This is a genomic window from Roseobacter litoralis Och 149 (assembly GCF_000154785.2).
GTDB classification, from domain to species: Bacteria; Pseudomonadota; Alphaproteobacteria; order Rhodobacterales; family Rhodobacteraceae; genus Roseobacter; species Roseobacter litoralis.
In genome coordinates, this window is record NC_015730.1 from 3397936 (window position 1) to 3413798 (window position 15863).

The window sequence follows — 15863 nt, forward strand, 5'->3', positions numbered from 1 at the left end:
CGAGAGAACTCCCCGATATTCTAAATCATTCATTTTATTGGACAAATATCTGTTTTTGTGGCAAATATAGGATATTAATCCTACATTTGCGCCCGCATTTTGCCGCTGATCACGCTGTGATCCGCCCACGGCAAAGCTGCGGGCGCGTTTTTGTATCCATTCCCATTTCACAAAAAATCGCGCGGCTCTGGCTCTCGCCCCAGCCGCGCGGGAAAGATATTGCCATGACTTACGACCCAGAAAAATACCGTGCGAGCCTCGCACATAGAAATCTTCCGAAGGATCAGGAAGACGCAACGCTCGATGATTTATGGAGCATCTCACAAACCCTTGTGAATCGCGCCATTGCCAGACGTCATCCACATCTATCGGCGCAAAGTGCCTTACTGAGTGATCCCCTTGCACACCCAAATCAGATAGACTGTGGCCACAGCCCGCAGACAAAGGAGACGCCATGACCTCGGATCAAAACACACAGGGCGCGACCATCGCCGCCATCTATTGCCGGGTCTCTGGCACGCGCCAAGTCAAAAAGGGCGACGGCCTCGGCTCCCAGGAAGCGCGCTGCCGCGAATATGCCACTTACAAAGGCCACGAAGTTGCCGCCGTTTTCCGCGAAGAGGGCGTGTCGGGCGGCATTGCAGATCGCCCGGCCATGAAAGAAATGCTCGCATGGCTGCGCAAACACCGCCACCAAAATCCGGTCGCCATTATTGACGACATCTCGCGTATCGCGCGCGGTGTCGAAGCACACTGGAAGCTGCGCGGTGCCATCGGCTCGGTTGGTGCAACGCTGGAAAGCCCCTCCATTGAATTTGGCGATGACAGCGATAGCCAGCTGATCGAAAACATGCTGGCCGGCGTCTCACGTAACCGCGCGATTGGTACCGCCTGCCTGATTTTGGCTTGTTGCGTTAAGACACGTGCATAACGACGTCGTTAGTGACGTGTCTTATGTGGAGGGTGTCATGCGCGGTGAGGTTTTAGGTGTTGAGCGTCGGCGTCGCTGGAATGACGATGACAAGTTGGCGATTGTTTCATCCGTCGGAATTGACGGGGCGACTGTCACGCATGTTGCGCATAGGCACGATGTGACGCGCCAGCAGATTTACAGATGGCGACATGAGCTTAAGAAGAAGGGGCTGTGGCCCACCGGCGAGGGTGCAGTTTTTCTGCCAATTGACTTCCATATTGCAGAGGCTGTGACACCACCGCCTGAGCCCACGCCGCCATCTGCTGTGGAGCTTCGCTTGAGCAATGGACGTTGTTTGCGATTTGACACTGCCGTGGACGCCGCCGCGCTGACACGACTGATCCGCGCGGTAGACGCGGCGTGATTGGTCCGGGAACTGGGGTTCGGGTCTATCTGGCTTGTGGCGTCACGGATATGAGGAAAGGCATCGCGGGCCTTTCGGCTTTGACCCAGGATGTGCTGCGTCAGAAACCGGCGGGTGGTGCGGTGTTCGCTTTCCGGGGGCGGCGAGGTGATCGGCTGAAGTTGCTGTATTGGGATGGCCAAGGGTTTTGCCTGTACTACAAGGTTCTAGAGCGCGGCCGATTTCCATGGCCAAGCGCCAAAGATGGTTCTGCGCGGTTGACCTCTGCGCAGCTTGCGATGCTCTGGGAAGGGATCGACTGGCGACGTCCGGATTGGGGCGCTCCGCCCGCGCGTGTAGGGTGATTTACGTCTGTATGGGCGTTATTTATATGGTGCCTCAGCCTGCTTTTTGGTAATCAGACGCATGTCGAAACCCGCTGAAAACCTCTCCGATGATCCTGCTGTATTGAGGGCGATGATCGCAGAACTACAGGCTGAAAACGCCAAAATCTCGGCGACGCTGCGGGTCCATGATCAGCTGGTCCAGGCGCTTCGTTTACGGATCGCTAAACTCCAGAAGCTGGCTTTCGGCAAGTCCTCGGAAAAGATTGAACGCGAGATCGAGCAACTTGAACTGGCGCTCGAAGACTTGCTGGTTGCCGTGGCCGAAACCGATGATGCGCCCATCGATGAAGGGTTGGACGAACCCTCGCAAGAGGCTGCCGATGCGCCCGTTTTGCGCCGCCGCCCGCGCGTCTCGGATACGACCCTGCGGGAGCGCCATGAGCTTGATCCTGGCACGTGCTGTCCTGACTGTGGTGGTGATCTGCGCGTGGTGGGAGAGGATGTCAGCGAGTTGCTGGATATGATCGCGGCGCAGATGAAAGTCATCCAGATCGCCCGCATCAAGAAATCCTGCCGTCGTTGCGAAAAGATGGTGCAGGAGCCCGCACCGAGCCGCCCGATCTCGGGCAGCATGGCGGGACCAAACCTGCTGGCCCACATTTTGGTCTCCAAATTTGATGATCACCTTCCCCTCTATCGTCAGCACGAGATATTTGCCCGCATGGGTGCCGACATCCCAGAAAGCACGCTTGTTGGCTGGTGTGGGCGGGCAATGAAAACCCTGTCGCGGCTTATAGTGCGGATCGAGGCCGACATCATGGGCAGCGATCTGCTGCATGCGGACGATACGCCGATCCGGGTGCTGGATCGGTCAAAGCGCGACAAGGGTCTTGGAAAAGGGGTCAGACAAGGCCGGATCTGGGCCTATGTGCGGGACCAACGCCCCTGGGCGGGGACTTCACCACCCGGTGCCGTCTATCGGTTTGCGCCAGACTGGAAGGAAGAGCATGTCCTTAGCCATCTGGCTGACGCGCGCGGCATTCTGCAAGCCGACGGCTATAAGGGATATGCCAAACTCTACGTGCCTGAACCGGGTGGCGTGCCGCGTTTACGCGAAGCGGCCTGTTGGGCGCATCTGCGGCGTGACTTCCATGATTTTTGGGCATCGACCAAATCCGAGATCGCCCGCGAGGCGCTCGACCGGATCGGCAAGCTCTACGACATTGAGCGTGACATCAACGGTCAACCCGCTGACGTCCGTCATGCCGCGCGGCAAAAGTTGAGCAAGCCAAAGGTCACGGCCTTCTTTGCCTGGTCTGAACAACAACTCCTGCGCATTCCCGGCAAAAGTGATCTGGCCAAAGCCTTCAGGTATGGGTTGAGCCGCAAGGATGCGTTCAGCCTGTTCTTGACTGACGGTCGTGTGGCCATCGACAACAATCCCGCCGAGCGTGCCCTGCGCCCGATTGGAATCGGCAGAAAAAATTGGCTATTTGCAGGGGCGGATACCGGTGCAGAAACTCTCGCACGCGCCATGACGGTCATTGAAACGGCCAAGCTCAACGGTCTCGACCCGCAGGCCTATCTTGCTGACATTCTCGACCGCATTCACGATCATAAGGTCAACCGGCTGGATGAGTTGCTGCCGTGGAACTGGGCACCGCTGAACGCGACCCATTCAGAGGCTGCCTGATGGCTGCGGTGACACATGTCTGCACCATCGACTATGTCGCCAAAATGCTGAGCGAGGACGTCGAGCTTCTCGAAGCGATCATCTCCAACGACGACAACCTCACATATGGCAACATCGTCAGCGTATATGCCGGCGCTGACGAAACCGTCTCCGCACTGACCGACGACGGCATCACGGAGCTGAAGGACATGATCGGCGACGCCCGCGCAATCACCAAAACCTGGCATGAATTCCTTGATGACTTCGTAGATGACGCCGAACTTGTCGCCCGCATCAAGGCTAAATCACCGCGGTAACAATGGAGCGGTTACCGTCTCACAGCACCACCGCCAGAAGAACGCCCTGAAAGCCTTGGACGCCAAGATTGGAAAACTCACGGACAGGCTCATTGAAACGGACAGCCCGGCGACTATCCGCGCTTACGAAGGCAAGTTGGAAAAGCTGGAGGCGCAAAAAGCACTAATCGCTGAGAATCTTACCAAAGCTCCGACATCCGTATCGGACTTTGACACTGAATTCCGAACCGCGATGAATTTTCTCGCAAACCCTTGGAATCTTTGGGTTTCCAAGCACCCAAAGGACCGCAAGACGCTTCTAAAACTGGTCTTCGCCAGCCCACTGCCATACGCACGAAAAAAAGGATTCCGAACCGCCAAAACCACCATACCTTTCAAGGTCTTAGGCGATCTTTCTGACCCTGAAAAAGAAATGGCGGACCGAGGAGGATTCGAACCCCCGACCCCTTGATTCGTAGTCAAGTACTCTATCCAGCTGAGCTATCGGTCCACTAGCGCGTGGTTTAGTGATGCCTTATGATTTATGCAAGCCCAAAGGCATCAAAATTGCTGTCATTTTTTCACCCCCGTTTTCGGCCTGTATGTGCGGCCTCGGCGGACTCCGCGCAGTTTATGTATCCAGCTGCCGATCGGGCAATGTGCCGTCCCCTTTGGGCAGCGTAATGGTGAAACACGTGCCGTCCGGTCCGGTCCACGCCAAATCAAGGATACCGCCGTGACCTTTGACGAGCTCGGCGGAAATCGCGAGCCCAAGGCCTGATCCTCCTTTGCGCGCGCCGCCTTGGAAAGGAGCAAACAGGAACTCCTGCGCTTTTGGGGGCAAACCCGGACCTGTGTCTGCGACATCGAGATACCAGGCACCCACGTCCTCCCTGCCCTCGATGTTGATCTGTCCCGGCTGACTGGTCGCAGTGATGGCCTGACGTGCGTTTCGCATCAGGTTTGCAATGACACGGTAAAGCTGCTCCGGGTCTGCACGCACCATCATCATTGCGGGGACTTTACAGACGATCTCTACATCATGATCACCGATCGCCAGCACCTCCCCATCGATCACTTCATCAACAAGATCGCGCAGCGCAAGCCGCGTGAGCGTCGGGCTTGGTTCTTCGGCCTTGCCAAACGCCAGCGTACTTTCGCACAGATGAACTGCCCGTGTGATCGAGCCCACCAGCTTGGGAGCCATCCGCTTGACGGTCGGATCCTCGCTCATCTCGATCCGGTCCGTGAATAGCTGAGCCGAGGTCAGGATATTGCGCAGATCGTGGCTGATCTTGCTCACAGCACTACCCAGCTGCGCCAGCCGCTCCTTTTGGCGCAAGGCCTGCGTCAGGTCGGTTTCCAGCTTTTGCAACGCTTCTTCGGCTTCGCGCAACTCGGTCACACTGGCAGAGGGCACAATAATGCGGCGCGCATCTTCGGGGGCTGCGGCGTAATTCTGCATGTCCCCCACCACCCGTTTGATCGGCTTGAGCAACAGTGCCCGCATCGCCACGAACAGCAAAGAGGCGGTGATAACCGAAATCACAGCCGAGAGGATCAGAATACGGATGCCATAATCTATCATCGTCATCCGCAATGGATCAGTCTCCATCGTGATTTCGATCAGCAGGCCCGCATCCCGCACAGGCGCCCCGATCACGCGGATCACCTCGTTTTGCGGTGAGACAAAACGTGCCAGCGCATCGCGGATCAAGACCACAGCGGAGTTGTCTCGCATGTCATATGTGGCCGCGATGGCTTGCGGCATATCGGAGGACAGCACGAGTTGGCGCACCTGATCGCGACGCAGCACCACATTGAAAACGCCCGCGTTTTCCAGCAGCTCCTTTTCCAGCTCGCCGTCAAGCATATCATCCGCCAGCAGGGCCAGCGACGCGATCTGCGCCCGCTCCAGCTTATTGTTGAGATAATCCTCGCGGAACCGCGCGATCGAGGGCACAAAAATCAGGACTTCTGCAATCATCACAAAGATGGTTGTCAGAATGATGAGACGACCTGAAAGCGAATTGAACATATGTCAGATTTTCACGGGATGTAGCGTTGAACAAGCCCCACGATCTTTTTGACCTTGGGATTGTCGAAAAGTCGCGGACTGTAATAGGCCCCTGCGGCGCGTTTGTTGATCTCTCCGATGGTGGGATAGGGGGCGACCATGGCGGCGATCTGGCTCATCTTCATACGGTTGGCCAGCGCCAGCGCCCAGAGGTTGATCAACTCGTCCGCCTGATACCCGACGATGGACGCGCCCACCGGTCTGCCCTTGTGCACCATCAGCTTGATGAACCCTGTGGTCTTGCGCTCTGCAATGGCGCGATCATTATGGGCATAGTCAAAGCGCACGACCTCCAGAGCGGTCCCATGTTCCTTGCGCGCCTGTGCTTCGGTCAATCCGACCTGCGCCAGTTCAGGCTCCGTATAGGTCGCCCATGGGATGTGGGACACCTTGGCCTTTGACGGCAGTCCAAAGAGCATGGATCGGATGATCACACCCGCATGATACCCCGCCACATGCGTAAACTGCAGCCCGCCTGCCACATCGCCAATGGCATAGACCTTGCGGTTGCTGGTGCGCATACCTGCATCTACCTCAATTCCGTTTCCCTTGGCTTTGATCTTGCCTGCCTCGAGCCCGAGGTTGTCAATATTCGCCTTGCGCCCCACGGCCATCAAAAGATGCGTGCCTGCAATCGTTTCGCCAGTTTCACTGATAACTTCGATCGCACCTGCCGCCCCTTTGATCTGTGCTGCCTTGGTCTGTTCCCTGATCATGACGCCTTCCGCGCGCAGACTGTCCAGAACGACCGCCGCCAGTTCGGGATCATCTTTGCCCAAGGCCTGTGCCCCTTCGATCACGGTCACGCTGCAGCCAAGACGGATGTGCGCCTGTGCCATTTCCATGCCAATCGGGCCGCCGCCAATGATCAGCAGATGTTCTGGCTTGTCGCGCAGATCGAAAATTGTTTCGTTTGTCTCGAAAGGCACATCGCTCAGCCCCGGGATCGGCGGCACCAGCGGTGATGAGCCTGTGGCGATCACGATACGGCGGGCGGTGATCACCGTCTCGCCCGCCTGCACCTCAGTGGGCGAGATAAAACACCCGTACTCACGGATGACGTTGATGCCAAAACCTTCGAACCGCTCCTGACTGTCGACCGGCGCAATTTGCGCAATGACGTCGTGCACGTGGTCCTTGGTGGCGGCATAATCAGCCGCACCCGAGCCATTGGCGACGCCATATTGCGACGCGTGGCGCTGGCTTTGCGCCGCCTTGCCACTGGCAATCAGCGCCTTGGACGGAACGCAGCCGAAATTCAGACAATCGCCACCCATCTTATGCCCTTCGAGCAGCACAACATCAGCCCCCATCTGGGCGGCACCCGCGGCGACAGATAAACCACCCGACCCGGCGCCGATGATCAGGACATCGGTTTTGATACGTTTCATGTCAGAGGTCTTTCTTGCCAGTGATGGCCTTGATGAGGACGGGAAGCACCGATAGCGCACTCAGCCCCAGGATCGGCAGTAAAATATGCGGTTCAAAGATGATGCCGAGGTTGGGCGTCTCGCCTCGGGCGAACACCTCACCCAGCCCCGCACCCACCGATGAATACACAAGCGAGCCGGGGATAATCCCCAGAAAGGTCGAGATGACATAGCGATGCAGCGGCACCGCCAGAAAAGCGGGAACGAGGTTGGCCACGAAGAACGGCACCACAGGCACCAGCCGCATGAAAAACAACATCGACCACTGATTTTCATCCAGCCCCTTGGCAATCTTGCCCACGGTGCCATCGGCTGCATCCATCCGCGCCTTGAGCTTTTCACCCAAACCGTTCCGCGCGGCCAGAAAAATGACCGTCGCCCCCAGCGTCGCGGCCGTGACGCTTAGCGCGGAGCCGCCAAACGTGCCGAACAGAAAGCCGCCCGTCAGCGTTGCGATCAATGCGCCAGGCAGTGAGAATGCAACGATCACAACATAGGTCAGCAGAAAGCCCAGCACGGTTACCGCGAAGTTACTGTCGCGCACCGCAATCAGCGCCTCACGATTGTCGCGCAATGCCTCGAACGAGAGGTAGTCCTTGAGCGTGAACGCACCAACGGCTGCCACCAACAGTATAAGGAGCAGTGGCAAGCGGCGCGTCCAGCCGGATTTTTGGGTTTGTGTCATCTCAAGCATTACTGTCACCTTTTGCAGCCCGGTTGCAATTGACACTTTACATGACGCTTGGGCCGACGTGGCGATAGCCCCCTCACGCGCGCTTGATGTGGCGTGACAGGCATGGACGGTTTTACCCTGCGTCACGCCGGTTCTTGAAACATCTTCATTGCCCGCGTGGTCGAATTATTGCAAAACGGTGCAAATATCCCGGCGTGAGGGTTTGACTTGCCGTCAGATGCGCTTTAGACGACGGGCTTCGAATATGACCGGATGCGGGGCGATTCCGCCACGCTCCGAAGTTTAAAATGGAGACGGAGCGATGAAACGCACCTTTCAACCTTCAAACCTCGTGCGCAAGCGGCGCCACGGTTTTCGTGCACGTATGGCCACCAAAGCAGGCCGCAAGATCTTGAACGCACGCCGTGCACATGGCCGCAAGTCGCTAAGCGCCTGATCTGATCCCAACGGGGTCACGATAGATGATGCCGCTGCATGTCAAACCTTTGAAATCAACCGCCAAAGGGGCTCCCCTTCCGGCGGTTTCTTCAGGTCTGACGCGGATTACAAAGCGATCCGATTTTTTGCGCGCGGCCCGTGCGCCGCGTGTTGTCACCCCCGGCTTCATCCTTCAGATGCGTAAGCGCACGCCAAGCGAAGCGGAGGGCATCCGCGTCGGGTTCACCTGTTCCAAAAAGGTCGGCAATGCAGTCGCGCGGAACCGCGCCAAACGCCGCCTGCGCGAGATCGCGCGGCTCACGCTGACCGATCATGGTCAGCAGGGTGTCGATTATGTTTTCATCGGACGCGCTAAAGAGACGGCGCAGCGGTCGTTTTCCCAGTTGATGGATGATCTTGGCGTCGCGTTGGACAAACTGCACAAAGCGCCAAGGTGAGCCCGCTGGCCCATCTCTTTGCGCTGCCTGTGCGCGCGTATCGACTGATTTTCAGCCCATGGGTCGGATACAACTGTCGTTACCAACCAACCTGCAGCGCCTACGCCCTCGAAGCTTTGCAAAAGCACGGGGGCTTGGTCGGTGCTTGGCTGACGCTGCGGCGCATTTTGCGTTGCCACCCGTGGGGGAAATGCGGCTATGACCCCGTGCCCGAACGTTCGCGCAAACCCTGACCCTGTAATCCAAGGCGCCAACCCTTGCCATTGGGCAAAATTCACGGATATCGAGGCTCTTTTGGTTCATCTGTTCCCGCGGTATAGAACGTCAAGCCAACCACAGGACGCCGCTGATGCTCGATCATTCAGATGAAATTCACCCGCTTTTTGACGGGGCACCCAAGACAACTGAATTTCGCAAGCTGCGCAAGCGTCTCGTGAGGCAGGCGCGCGAAGCGATTGATCGCTATGGGATGATCGAAAAAGGCGCAAAATGGCTGGTCTGTCTGTCCGGCGGGAAAGACAGCTACACCCTACTCGCGGTCCTTTACGAATTGAAATGGCGCGGATTGCTGCCGGTTGAACTGCTCGCGTGCAATCTGGATCAGGGACAGCCGGGTTTCCCAGCGACCGTTTTGCCCGCTTTTCTGGAAAAGATGGGCGTGCCGCACCGTGTTGAATATCAGGACACCTATTCCATCGTGATGGATAAAGTGCCTGAAGGGCGGACGCTTTGCGCGCTTTGTTCTCGCCTGAGGCGCGGTCACTTGTATCGTATCGCGCGCGAAGAGGGGTGTTCCGCTGTCGTTCTTGGGCACCACCGCGACGACATACTCGAGACATTTCTCATGAACCTCTTTCATGGTGGGCGGCTGGCAACAATGCCGCCAAAACTGGTGAACGAAGAAGGTGATTTATTCGTTTACCGCCCGCTTGCGCATGTCAGTGAAGTCGATTGCGATCGGTTTTCGACGGCAATGGACTATCCGATCATCCCTTGCGATTTATGCGGCAGTCAGGATGGCTTGCAGCGCCAACAGGTCAAGGCCATCCTTGAGGGTTGGGAGAAAAACAGCCCCGGACGCCGGCAGGTCATGTTCAAGGCACTGACGCATGCACGCCCGTCGCACCTTTTGGACACGGAGTTGTTCGACTTTCTCGGTCTAATGCGAAAATAATTCAAGTTTTCTGCAATAGCGCAGTAATAATCATCCGGTTGTTAACCGAGACGTCATTCTGTTTGGGCTAGGTTTCTGTCGTTTACTGCTGCGCAAAGCGCTTTTACGAGAGGGATGACATGTTCAAAGTGCTGGCAGAGGCCGTCGCCTCAGCACGAGTCCGACTTGGCGCATGTGTATTTAGCCCGAAAAGCCTCGCTCTCATTCCTGCAGTATGTCTCGGGCTGTATTGGTATGCTGGCGAAGTGGCGTTGATTGTCACTGCCTTGTTTTTTCCCGTACTCGTCATCCTGACCCGCGCAAAACCCCCAGAAGCTTCCACCCCGGTTACCCAAACTTCGGTGATGGGCATGATGCAGCGCGATGACTTTCAGGACATCGTGTTGCAAAGGTTCAAGGATGCGCGTGCGGACGGATTGATCTCTGCCGCTTTCCAGATTGAAATCGACGATCACACGGCGCTGGTTGAACGATATGGACAGACCGCGGCTGATCTCATCTCCAAAACATCCGGCGACCGGATTGTTGCTGTAACGCGTGACAGGGATGCCGTCACGCATTTGGATACGTTCAAATACGCGGTATGTCTTGAGCCGGTGCTTCGGATGGATCTTGAACTGTGCATCCAGCTTGCAGGCAGGATTCAGGCCGCTCTGGAAGAACCCATACCCGTCGATGGCATCTCGGTTCATGTTACCAGTTCAGTGGGATTTTGCCAGCAAACAAAGGTGATTTCGCGCTCTGGCGACGCGTGGTTGGCAGCGGCAGGCCACGCGCTCAGGGAGGCTCATCTGAACGGCCCCGGAGCGGTACGCGCCTACTCAGACAAAATGCAACGTAAGTCAGAAATTCGCGCAGAACAGCGCGAAGAAGTCGTTCAGGCGCTGGAAAAAGGGCAAATTCGACCTTGGTTCCAGCCTCAGATATCGACTGACACGGGACTTGTCACCGGATTTGAAGCCCTCGCAAGATGGAACCACCCTAATCGTGGCATGGTTTCACCGGCTGCCTTTCTGACCGCCATTGAACAGGCCGGGATGCTGGAAAAGCTCGCGGAAGTCATGATGTTCCATGCGTTCACCGCCCTGAAAGCATGGGACAGCGCTGGCGTGCACGTGCCGCAGGTTGGTGTGAACTTTGCGGGCCCGGAATTAAGCAATCCCAAACTTGTCGACAAAATAACCTGGGAGCTGGACAGGTTTGATCTTGCCCCGGAACGCCTGGCCGTCGAGGTTCTGGAAACCGTTGTTGCAAATTCGCCGGACGACACAATCACGCGCAACATCAATGGCCTGAGCAGACTTGGCTGCCGGATTGACCTTGATGATTTCGGCACGGGGCACGCATCCATTTCATCCATTCGCCGGTTTTCCGTAAGCAGAATCAAAATAGATCGCTCTTTTGTCATAAAAGCGGACCGCGACCCTGAACAACAACGCATGATCAGCGCTATCCTGACTATGGCAGAGCGGCTTGAGGTGGAAACACTGGCCGAAGGCGTCGAATCTGCCGGCGAACACGCTTTGCTTGCTCAACTGGGCTGCGATCATGTGCAAGGCTTCGGGATCGGGAAACCAATGCCGTTTGACCAAACGCTGGATTGGATCGCCAATCACAACGCAAAACTGCAAGCGACGCCACAGATCCTGACCAACAAGTCCCGTTAAAACGGCTCATTTCGGCAAACCGAAACGCTCTGCCACCCGTCCAAACACAAGCAAGCGCTGCTGCAAGCGACGATCGGTAGCAGATCATGGGGAAAACCTCGAATCTGCTTGACCTTTGTGCCGACACTCTGTTGAACCACGCTGATACTCAACAGAGCAGGTGGCTGCCCCGATGGACGACCAAAACAAGAACCTAATTCTTGCAACAGCACTCAGTTTCGTTGTGATTCTGGTGTGGTTTGTTCTATTCCCCCCACCCGAACCTGAGATACCGCTCACCAGTGAGACCTCCACGGAGCTGACACCCGATGCTGCCACAGGCAGCCTGCCATCCGTGACATCCGACACCGCGCCATCCGTGGTGATCGAGGGCGAAACCCGCTCCGCAGCGCTTGAAGAAGCGCCACGCGTCGAAATCGCCACGGATCGCCTGAAGGGCTCCATTTCACTGCTTGGCGGGCGGATCGACGATCTGTCGTTGAAAGACTACCGCGAAACCCAAGAGGACGATGCGGATATCGTTACGATGCTCTCCCCCGTGGGCAGCCCCGGGGCCTATTACGCCCTCTATGGCTGGGCTGCTGGCGCGGGCGTTGACCCATCCCAAGTGCCCGGCCCGGATACCGAATGGCAGGTCATCGACGGCGACATCCTCTCGGTTGACGCACCCATCACGCTGCAATGGAACAATGGCGCGGGCCTCTCCTTTACCCGCATCATTGAGATTGACGACAACTACATGTTCGAGATCACGCAATCGGTGGCGAATACGTCGGATGCCCCGGTGACGGTGGCCCCCTACGGTATCCTTGCACGTCATGGTGAGCCGGCTGATCTGAAGAACTTCTTCATCCTGCATGAAGGCGTCGTCGCGATGGCAGATGGCGAGTTGACCGAAACCAACTGGGACGACATCCCGGAATTCCCGGTAGATCAAAGAGAAGGCGTGCCCGCAGAACGTATTGAAAACGTACTGAACGGCTGGATCGGCTTCACCGATCACTTCTGGATGTCGGTTCTGATCCCTGATCCAAGCGCCTCGGCAAGACTGACGACCAAATACCGCCCCCGTGCCGATATCTATCAGGCCGAAACCGTCCTTCCGGCGCAAACAGTGGCCCCGGGCACATCCGTGAGCGCCACAACCCAGCTTTTTGCAGGGGCAAAGGAATGGGAAACCATCCGCAATTATCAAACCGATGGCGTCGATCGTTTCATCGACAGCATCGACTGGGGTTGGTTCTTTTTCCTGACCAAGCCGATCTTCTTTTTGCTGCATTACCTCAACGCGTTCATTGGCAATATGGGCTGGGCGATTATCGGTCTGACCCTGATCATCAAGGCGATCCTGCTGCCGCTGGCCTATAAATCCTATGTCTCCATGGCGAAGATGAAAGAGCTTCAGCCGCAGATGGAAAAGCTGAAAGAAGAAGCTGGCGACGACCGTCAGAAGATGCAGCAAGGCATGATGGAGCTCTACAAGAAGGAAAAGGTAAACCCGGCTGCGGGCTGCCTGCCCATTTTGCTCCAGATCCCGATCTTCTTTTCGCTCTATAAGGTGATTTTCGTCACGATCGAACTGCGCCACGCGCCTTTCTTCGGGCCGTTTCAGGACCTCAGCGCGCCGGACCCCACGTCGATCATGAATTTCTATGGTCTGTTGCCGTTTGACGGGCCAGAGCCGGGGTCAATCATGGCGCTGATCTTCATCGGTATCCTGCCCCTTTTGCTGGGTATTTCGATGTGGATGCAGCAAAAACTCAACCCCGCCCCCACGGACCCGACACAACAGATGATCTTTGCATGGATGCCGTGGGTTTTCATGTTCATGCTCGGCGGTTTTGCCAGTGGCTTGGTCGTCTACTGGATCGCGAACAACACGATAACCTTCGCGCAACAGTATATGATCATGCGCAGCCAGGGGTATAAACCGGATGTGTTTGGCAACATAAAAGGCGGGTTTCAGAAGAAAACAAAACCCGACTCGAAATGACCACGATCACAACGTTGCTGCGCCATCCGCTCAAAAGCCACGGGCGCGAGGCGTTGCGGCAAACGACCCTGACAGCAGGACAGTCCATGCCGTTTGACCGGCTTTGGGCTGTCGCGCATGAGGCATCAAAAGCAGACGGCAGCATGTGGGTCCCTTGCGCCAACTTCAGCCGCGTGTCCAAGGCGCCAAACCTCATGGCGATTACGTCCAGCCTGAACGAAGCGACGGGTGACCTCACCCTGTCACACCCCGACAGACCGGACCTGACGTTTAACCCGGATACCGGCACGGATGCGTTTATCGCTTGGGTCAGCCCCCTTGTTCCTCAGGACCGGGCGTTGCCTAAACGGATTATCAGGCTGGAGGGGCGTGGATTTACCGACAGCGATTTTCCTTCGGTCACCCTGTGCAACCACGCGTCCCATAAAGCCGTCGAAACCCAAATGAACCAGCCTTTGTCAATCCACCGCTGGCGGGGCAACATCTGGTTTGAAACCGACGCGCCATGGGTTGAATTTGACTGGCTCGGCAAGGACGTCCGCATCGGCGACTGCGTTCTTACGGTGCGCGAACGGACTGATCGTTGCCTTGCCACCACAGCCAATCCGGACACCGGCATGCGCGATGCAGATACGCTGGCCGCGCTGGACACTTGGGGGCATCAGGACTTTTCTGTCCGCGCTGAGGTCAAACAAGGTGGCACCATTCGCGTCGGCGATCAGATTGAGGTGCTGTGATGCAATTGCCCTTCCCGGTCGCGCAGGACCCTGACCAGCAATCGCTCGAAAAGGGCCGCTTGCTCTTTGCGGGCGAAACGGAATTCGTAAAGGGTGTGGTCGCCATGTCCGGCCTGCCTGATCCTGACCGGATGGAGGTGTGTTTTGCCGGGCGTTCAAATGTTGGCAAATCCTCTTTGATCAACGCACTGACCGGTCGCAAAGGTCTTGCGCGCGCCTCCAACACCCCTGGGCGTACGCAGGAAATCAATTTCTTTACCGCGGGTGAGAGCCATTACCTCGTCGATCTGCCTGGCTATGGCTATGCAAACGCGCCGGTGCCGGTGGTCGAAAAATGGCAACGGCTGCTGAAGCAATATCTGTCTGGTCGCCAGACCTTGCGACGCGCCTTTGTGTTGATTGACGCCCGGCACGGCGCGAAAAAAGTGGACGAGGAAATCCTCAGCCTGCTCGACAGTGCCGCCGTCACCTTTCAGGTCGTTCTGACCAAGGCCGATAAGGTCAAGGAAAAAGAACGCGAAAAGGTGCTGGATCAGGTGCGCAACGCCCTGTCAAAACACCCCGCCGCCTTCCCGGAACTTGTTGTCACCTCGAGTGAAAAGGGATGGGGCATTCCCACACTGCGTTCGATTATCACCGACCTGACCTGACACGCCCCAACCGAACCCATGGCCCCAAGATGAAGACCCAAGATATGAACCGCGACTGGATTTCTACCGCAAGCACGCTGAACAAGGCGCTGCCCTATCTGCAACGCTACGCCGGGGCCACGGTGGTGATAAAGCTTGGCGGTCATTCGATGGGCAGCGATGAGGCGATGGACGAATTTGCCCGTGATGTGGTGCTCATGCGGCAGGTCGGCGTGAACCCGGTCATCGTGCACGGCGGTGGCCCGATGATCAACGCGATGCTCGACAAACTGGACATCAAATCCGAGTTCGTGAACGGTAAACGTGTCACTGACAGCGCTACGATGGATGTGGTCGAAATGGTGCTGAGTGGCCTCGTCAACAAACGGATCGTTCAGGCGATTAACGGTCAGGGCGGCTGCGCGGTGGGTATTTCCGGCAAAGATGCGCGTCTCATCACCTGCACTCAAACCGACCCCGCTTTGGGCTTTGTCGGCACACCACAAGAGGTTGACCCGCGTCTGTTGCGTGATCTGGCCGAAAAGGAATACATCCCCGTCATCGCGCCCTTGGGGGCGGATCGCGCTGGTCAAACGTTCAACATCAATGGGGACACGGCTGCCGGTGCGGTTGCCGCAGCGCTCAAGGCGGACCGGCTGCTCTTGCTGACGGATGTGCCCGGCGTAAAGAACGACGCAGGCGATGTGCTGACAGAACTGAGCGCGCAGCAGATCCGCGAGATGACAATGGATGGCACGATTGCCGGGGGCATGATCCCGAAAACAGAAACAGCGCTGGTCGCAATTCAGCAGGGCGTGCGCGCGGTTGTGATCTTGGATGGACGCGCGCCGAATGCCTGTTTGCTGGAACTGTTTACCGAACATGGCGCAGGCTCGATCATCCGCGCAGAATAGCAAACTGCGACACCGGGCGAGACGCGCTTTCTTCTAACGCAG

At 57.1% G+C, this 15863-nt stretch carries 18 protein-coding genes and 1 tRNA gene; 15 read left to right on the forward strand and 4 right to left on the reverse strand.

From position 1 onward, the window contains the following. Positions 1 to 454 precede the first annotated feature (454 nt). The 6 genes from RLO149_RS16095 to RLO149_RS23230 all read left to right on the forward strand — a co-directional run bounded on the left by RLO149_RS16095 (position 455) and on the right by RLO149_RS23230 (position 4103). Entirely contained in the window at positions 455 to 931 is a 477-nt protein-coding gene (locus tag RLO149_RS16095; RefSeq protein WP_044025396.1) for a recombinase family protein, read from the forward strand. A gap of 37 nt (positions 932 to 968) precedes the next feature. Beyond that, positions 969 to 1337 (forward strand): IS66-like element accessory protein TnpA, encoded by a 369-nt coding sequence (gene tnpA / locus RLO149_RS16100; protein WP_013961420.1) that lies wholly within the window; start codon positions 969 to 971, stop codon positions 1335 to 1337. Continuing rightward, positions 1334 to 1681 (forward strand): IS66 family insertion sequence element accessory protein TnpB, encoded by a 348-nt coding sequence (tnpB, locus tag RLO149_RS16105; protein ID WP_013961421.1) that lies wholly within the window; start codon positions 1334 to 1336, stop codon positions 1679 to 1681. Before tnpA ends, tnpB begins: the two co-directional genes overlap by 4 nt. Before the next feature lie 61 nt (positions 1682 to 1742). Then, complete coding sequence (gene tnpC / locus RLO149_RS16110; RefSeq protein ID WP_013961422.1) at positions 1743 to 3356, forward strand: IS66 family transposase; 1614 nt, start codon at positions 1743 to 1745, stop codon at positions 3354 to 3356. Beyond that, the gene (locus RLO149_RS16115) at positions 3356 to 3652 is read left to right on the forward strand and encodes a hypothetical protein (RefSeq protein WP_013961423.1); all 297 of its coding nucleotides are present in this window, start codon (positions 3356 to 3358) and stop codon (positions 3650 to 3652) included. Before tnpC ends, RLO149_RS16115 begins: the two co-directional genes overlap by 1 nt. Continuing rightward, a complete protein-coding gene (locus RLO149_RS23230; protein WP_148264382.1) occupies positions 3606 to 4103 on the forward strand; it encodes a hypothetical protein in 498 nt (165 codons plus the stop codon). Before RLO149_RS16115 ends, RLO149_RS23230 begins: the two co-directional genes overlap by 47 nt. On the opposite strand, the gene RLO149_RS16120 is transcribed toward RLO149_RS23230, so the two are convergent. The 4 genes from RLO149_RS16120 to RLO149_RS16135 all read right to left on the reverse strand — a co-directional run bounded on the left by RLO149_RS16120 (position 4066) and on the right by RLO149_RS16135 (position 7832). Further along, positions 4066 to 4142 (reverse strand) — tRNA-Arg (locus RLO149_RS16120). The two genes, RLO149_RS23230 and RLO149_RS16120, sit on opposite strands and share 38 nt — an antisense overlap. A gap of 120 nt (positions 4143 to 4262) precedes the next feature. Beyond that, the gene (locus tag RLO149_RS16125; RefSeq protein WP_013963163.1) at positions 4263 to 5669 is read right to left on the reverse strand and encodes a sensor histidine kinase; all 1407 of its coding nucleotides are present in this window, start codon (positions 5667 to 5669) and stop codon (positions 4263 to 4265) included. Positions 5670 to 5680: 11 nt separating this feature from the next. Further along, positions 5681 to 7099: a dihydrolipoyl dehydrogenase family protein gene (locus RLO149_RS16130; protein WP_013963164.1), complete on the reverse strand. Its 1419-nt coding sequence runs from the start codon at positions 7097 to 7099 to the stop codon at positions 5681 to 5683. 1 nt (position 7100) lies between these two features. Continuing rightward, entirely contained in the window at positions 7101 to 7832 is a 732-nt protein-coding gene (locus RLO149_RS16135) for a TVP38/TMEM64 family protein (RefSeq protein ID WP_013963165.1), read from the reverse strand. 301 nt (positions 7833 to 8133) lie between these two features. Between RLO149_RS16135 and rpmH the strand changes: the two genes are divergently transcribed. The 9 genes from rpmH to argB all read left to right on the forward strand — a co-directional run bounded on the left by rpmH (position 8134) and on the right by argB (position 15821). Beyond that, positions 8134 to 8268: a 50S ribosomal protein L34 gene (gene rpmH / locus RLO149_RS16140; RefSeq protein WP_013963166.1), complete on the forward strand. Its 135-nt coding sequence runs from the start codon at positions 8134 to 8136 to the stop codon at positions 8266 to 8268. A 25-nt stretch (positions 8269 to 8293) separates the two neighbouring features. Further along, the gene (rnpA, locus tag RLO149_RS16145; RefSeq protein ID WP_013963167.1) at positions 8294 to 8707 is read left to right on the forward strand and encodes a ribonuclease P protein component; all 414 of its coding nucleotides are present in this window, start codon (positions 8294 to 8296) and stop codon (positions 8705 to 8707) included. After that, the gene (yidD, locus tag RLO149_RS16150; protein ID WP_013963168.1) at positions 8704 to 8940 is read left to right on the forward strand and encodes a membrane protein insertion efficiency factor YidD; all 237 of its coding nucleotides are present in this window, start codon (positions 8704 to 8706) and stop codon (positions 8938 to 8940) included. Before rnpA ends, yidD begins: the two co-directional genes overlap by 4 nt. Before the next feature lie 116 nt (positions 8941 to 9056). Next, the gene (gene ttcA / locus RLO149_RS16155) at positions 9057 to 9881 is read left to right on the forward strand and encodes a tRNA 2-thiocytidine(32) synthetase TtcA (protein WP_013963169.1); all 825 of its coding nucleotides are present in this window, start codon (positions 9057 to 9059) and stop codon (positions 9879 to 9881) included. A 119-nt stretch (positions 9882 to 10000) separates the two neighbouring features. Then, complete coding sequence (locus tag RLO149_RS16160) at positions 10001 to 11548, forward strand: putative bifunctional diguanylate cyclase/phosphodiesterase (protein WP_013963170.1); 1548 nt, start codon at positions 10001 to 10003, stop codon at positions 11546 to 11548. A 172-nt stretch (positions 11549 to 11720) separates the two neighbouring features. Continuing rightward, entirely contained in the window at positions 11721 to 13541 is a 1821-nt protein-coding gene (yidC, locus tag RLO149_RS16165) for a membrane protein insertase YidC (RefSeq protein ID WP_013963171.1), read from the forward strand. Then, positions 13538 to 14278 (forward strand): MOSC domain-containing protein, encoded by a 741-nt coding sequence (locus RLO149_RS16170; protein ID WP_013963172.1) that lies wholly within the window; start codon positions 13538 to 13540, stop codon positions 14276 to 14278. The genes yidC and RLO149_RS16170 overlap by 4 nt, the downstream gene beginning before the upstream one ends. Further along, positions 14278 to 14928 carry a ribosome biogenesis GTP-binding protein YihA/YsxC gene (gene yihA, locus RLO149_RS16175; protein WP_013963173.1) on the forward strand — a complete coding sequence of 217 codons (651 nt, stop codon included), beginning with the start codon at positions 14278 to 14280 and terminating at the stop codon, positions 14926 to 14928. The genes RLO149_RS16170 and yihA overlap by 1 nt, the downstream gene beginning before the upstream one ends. A gap of 29 nt (positions 14929 to 14957) precedes the next feature. Then, positions 14958 to 15821 (forward strand): acetylglutamate kinase, encoded by an 864-nt coding sequence (argB, locus tag RLO149_RS16180; protein ID WP_013963174.1) that lies wholly within the window; start codon positions 14958 to 14960, stop codon positions 15819 to 15821. Positions 15822 to 15863: the final 42 nt, after the last annotated feature.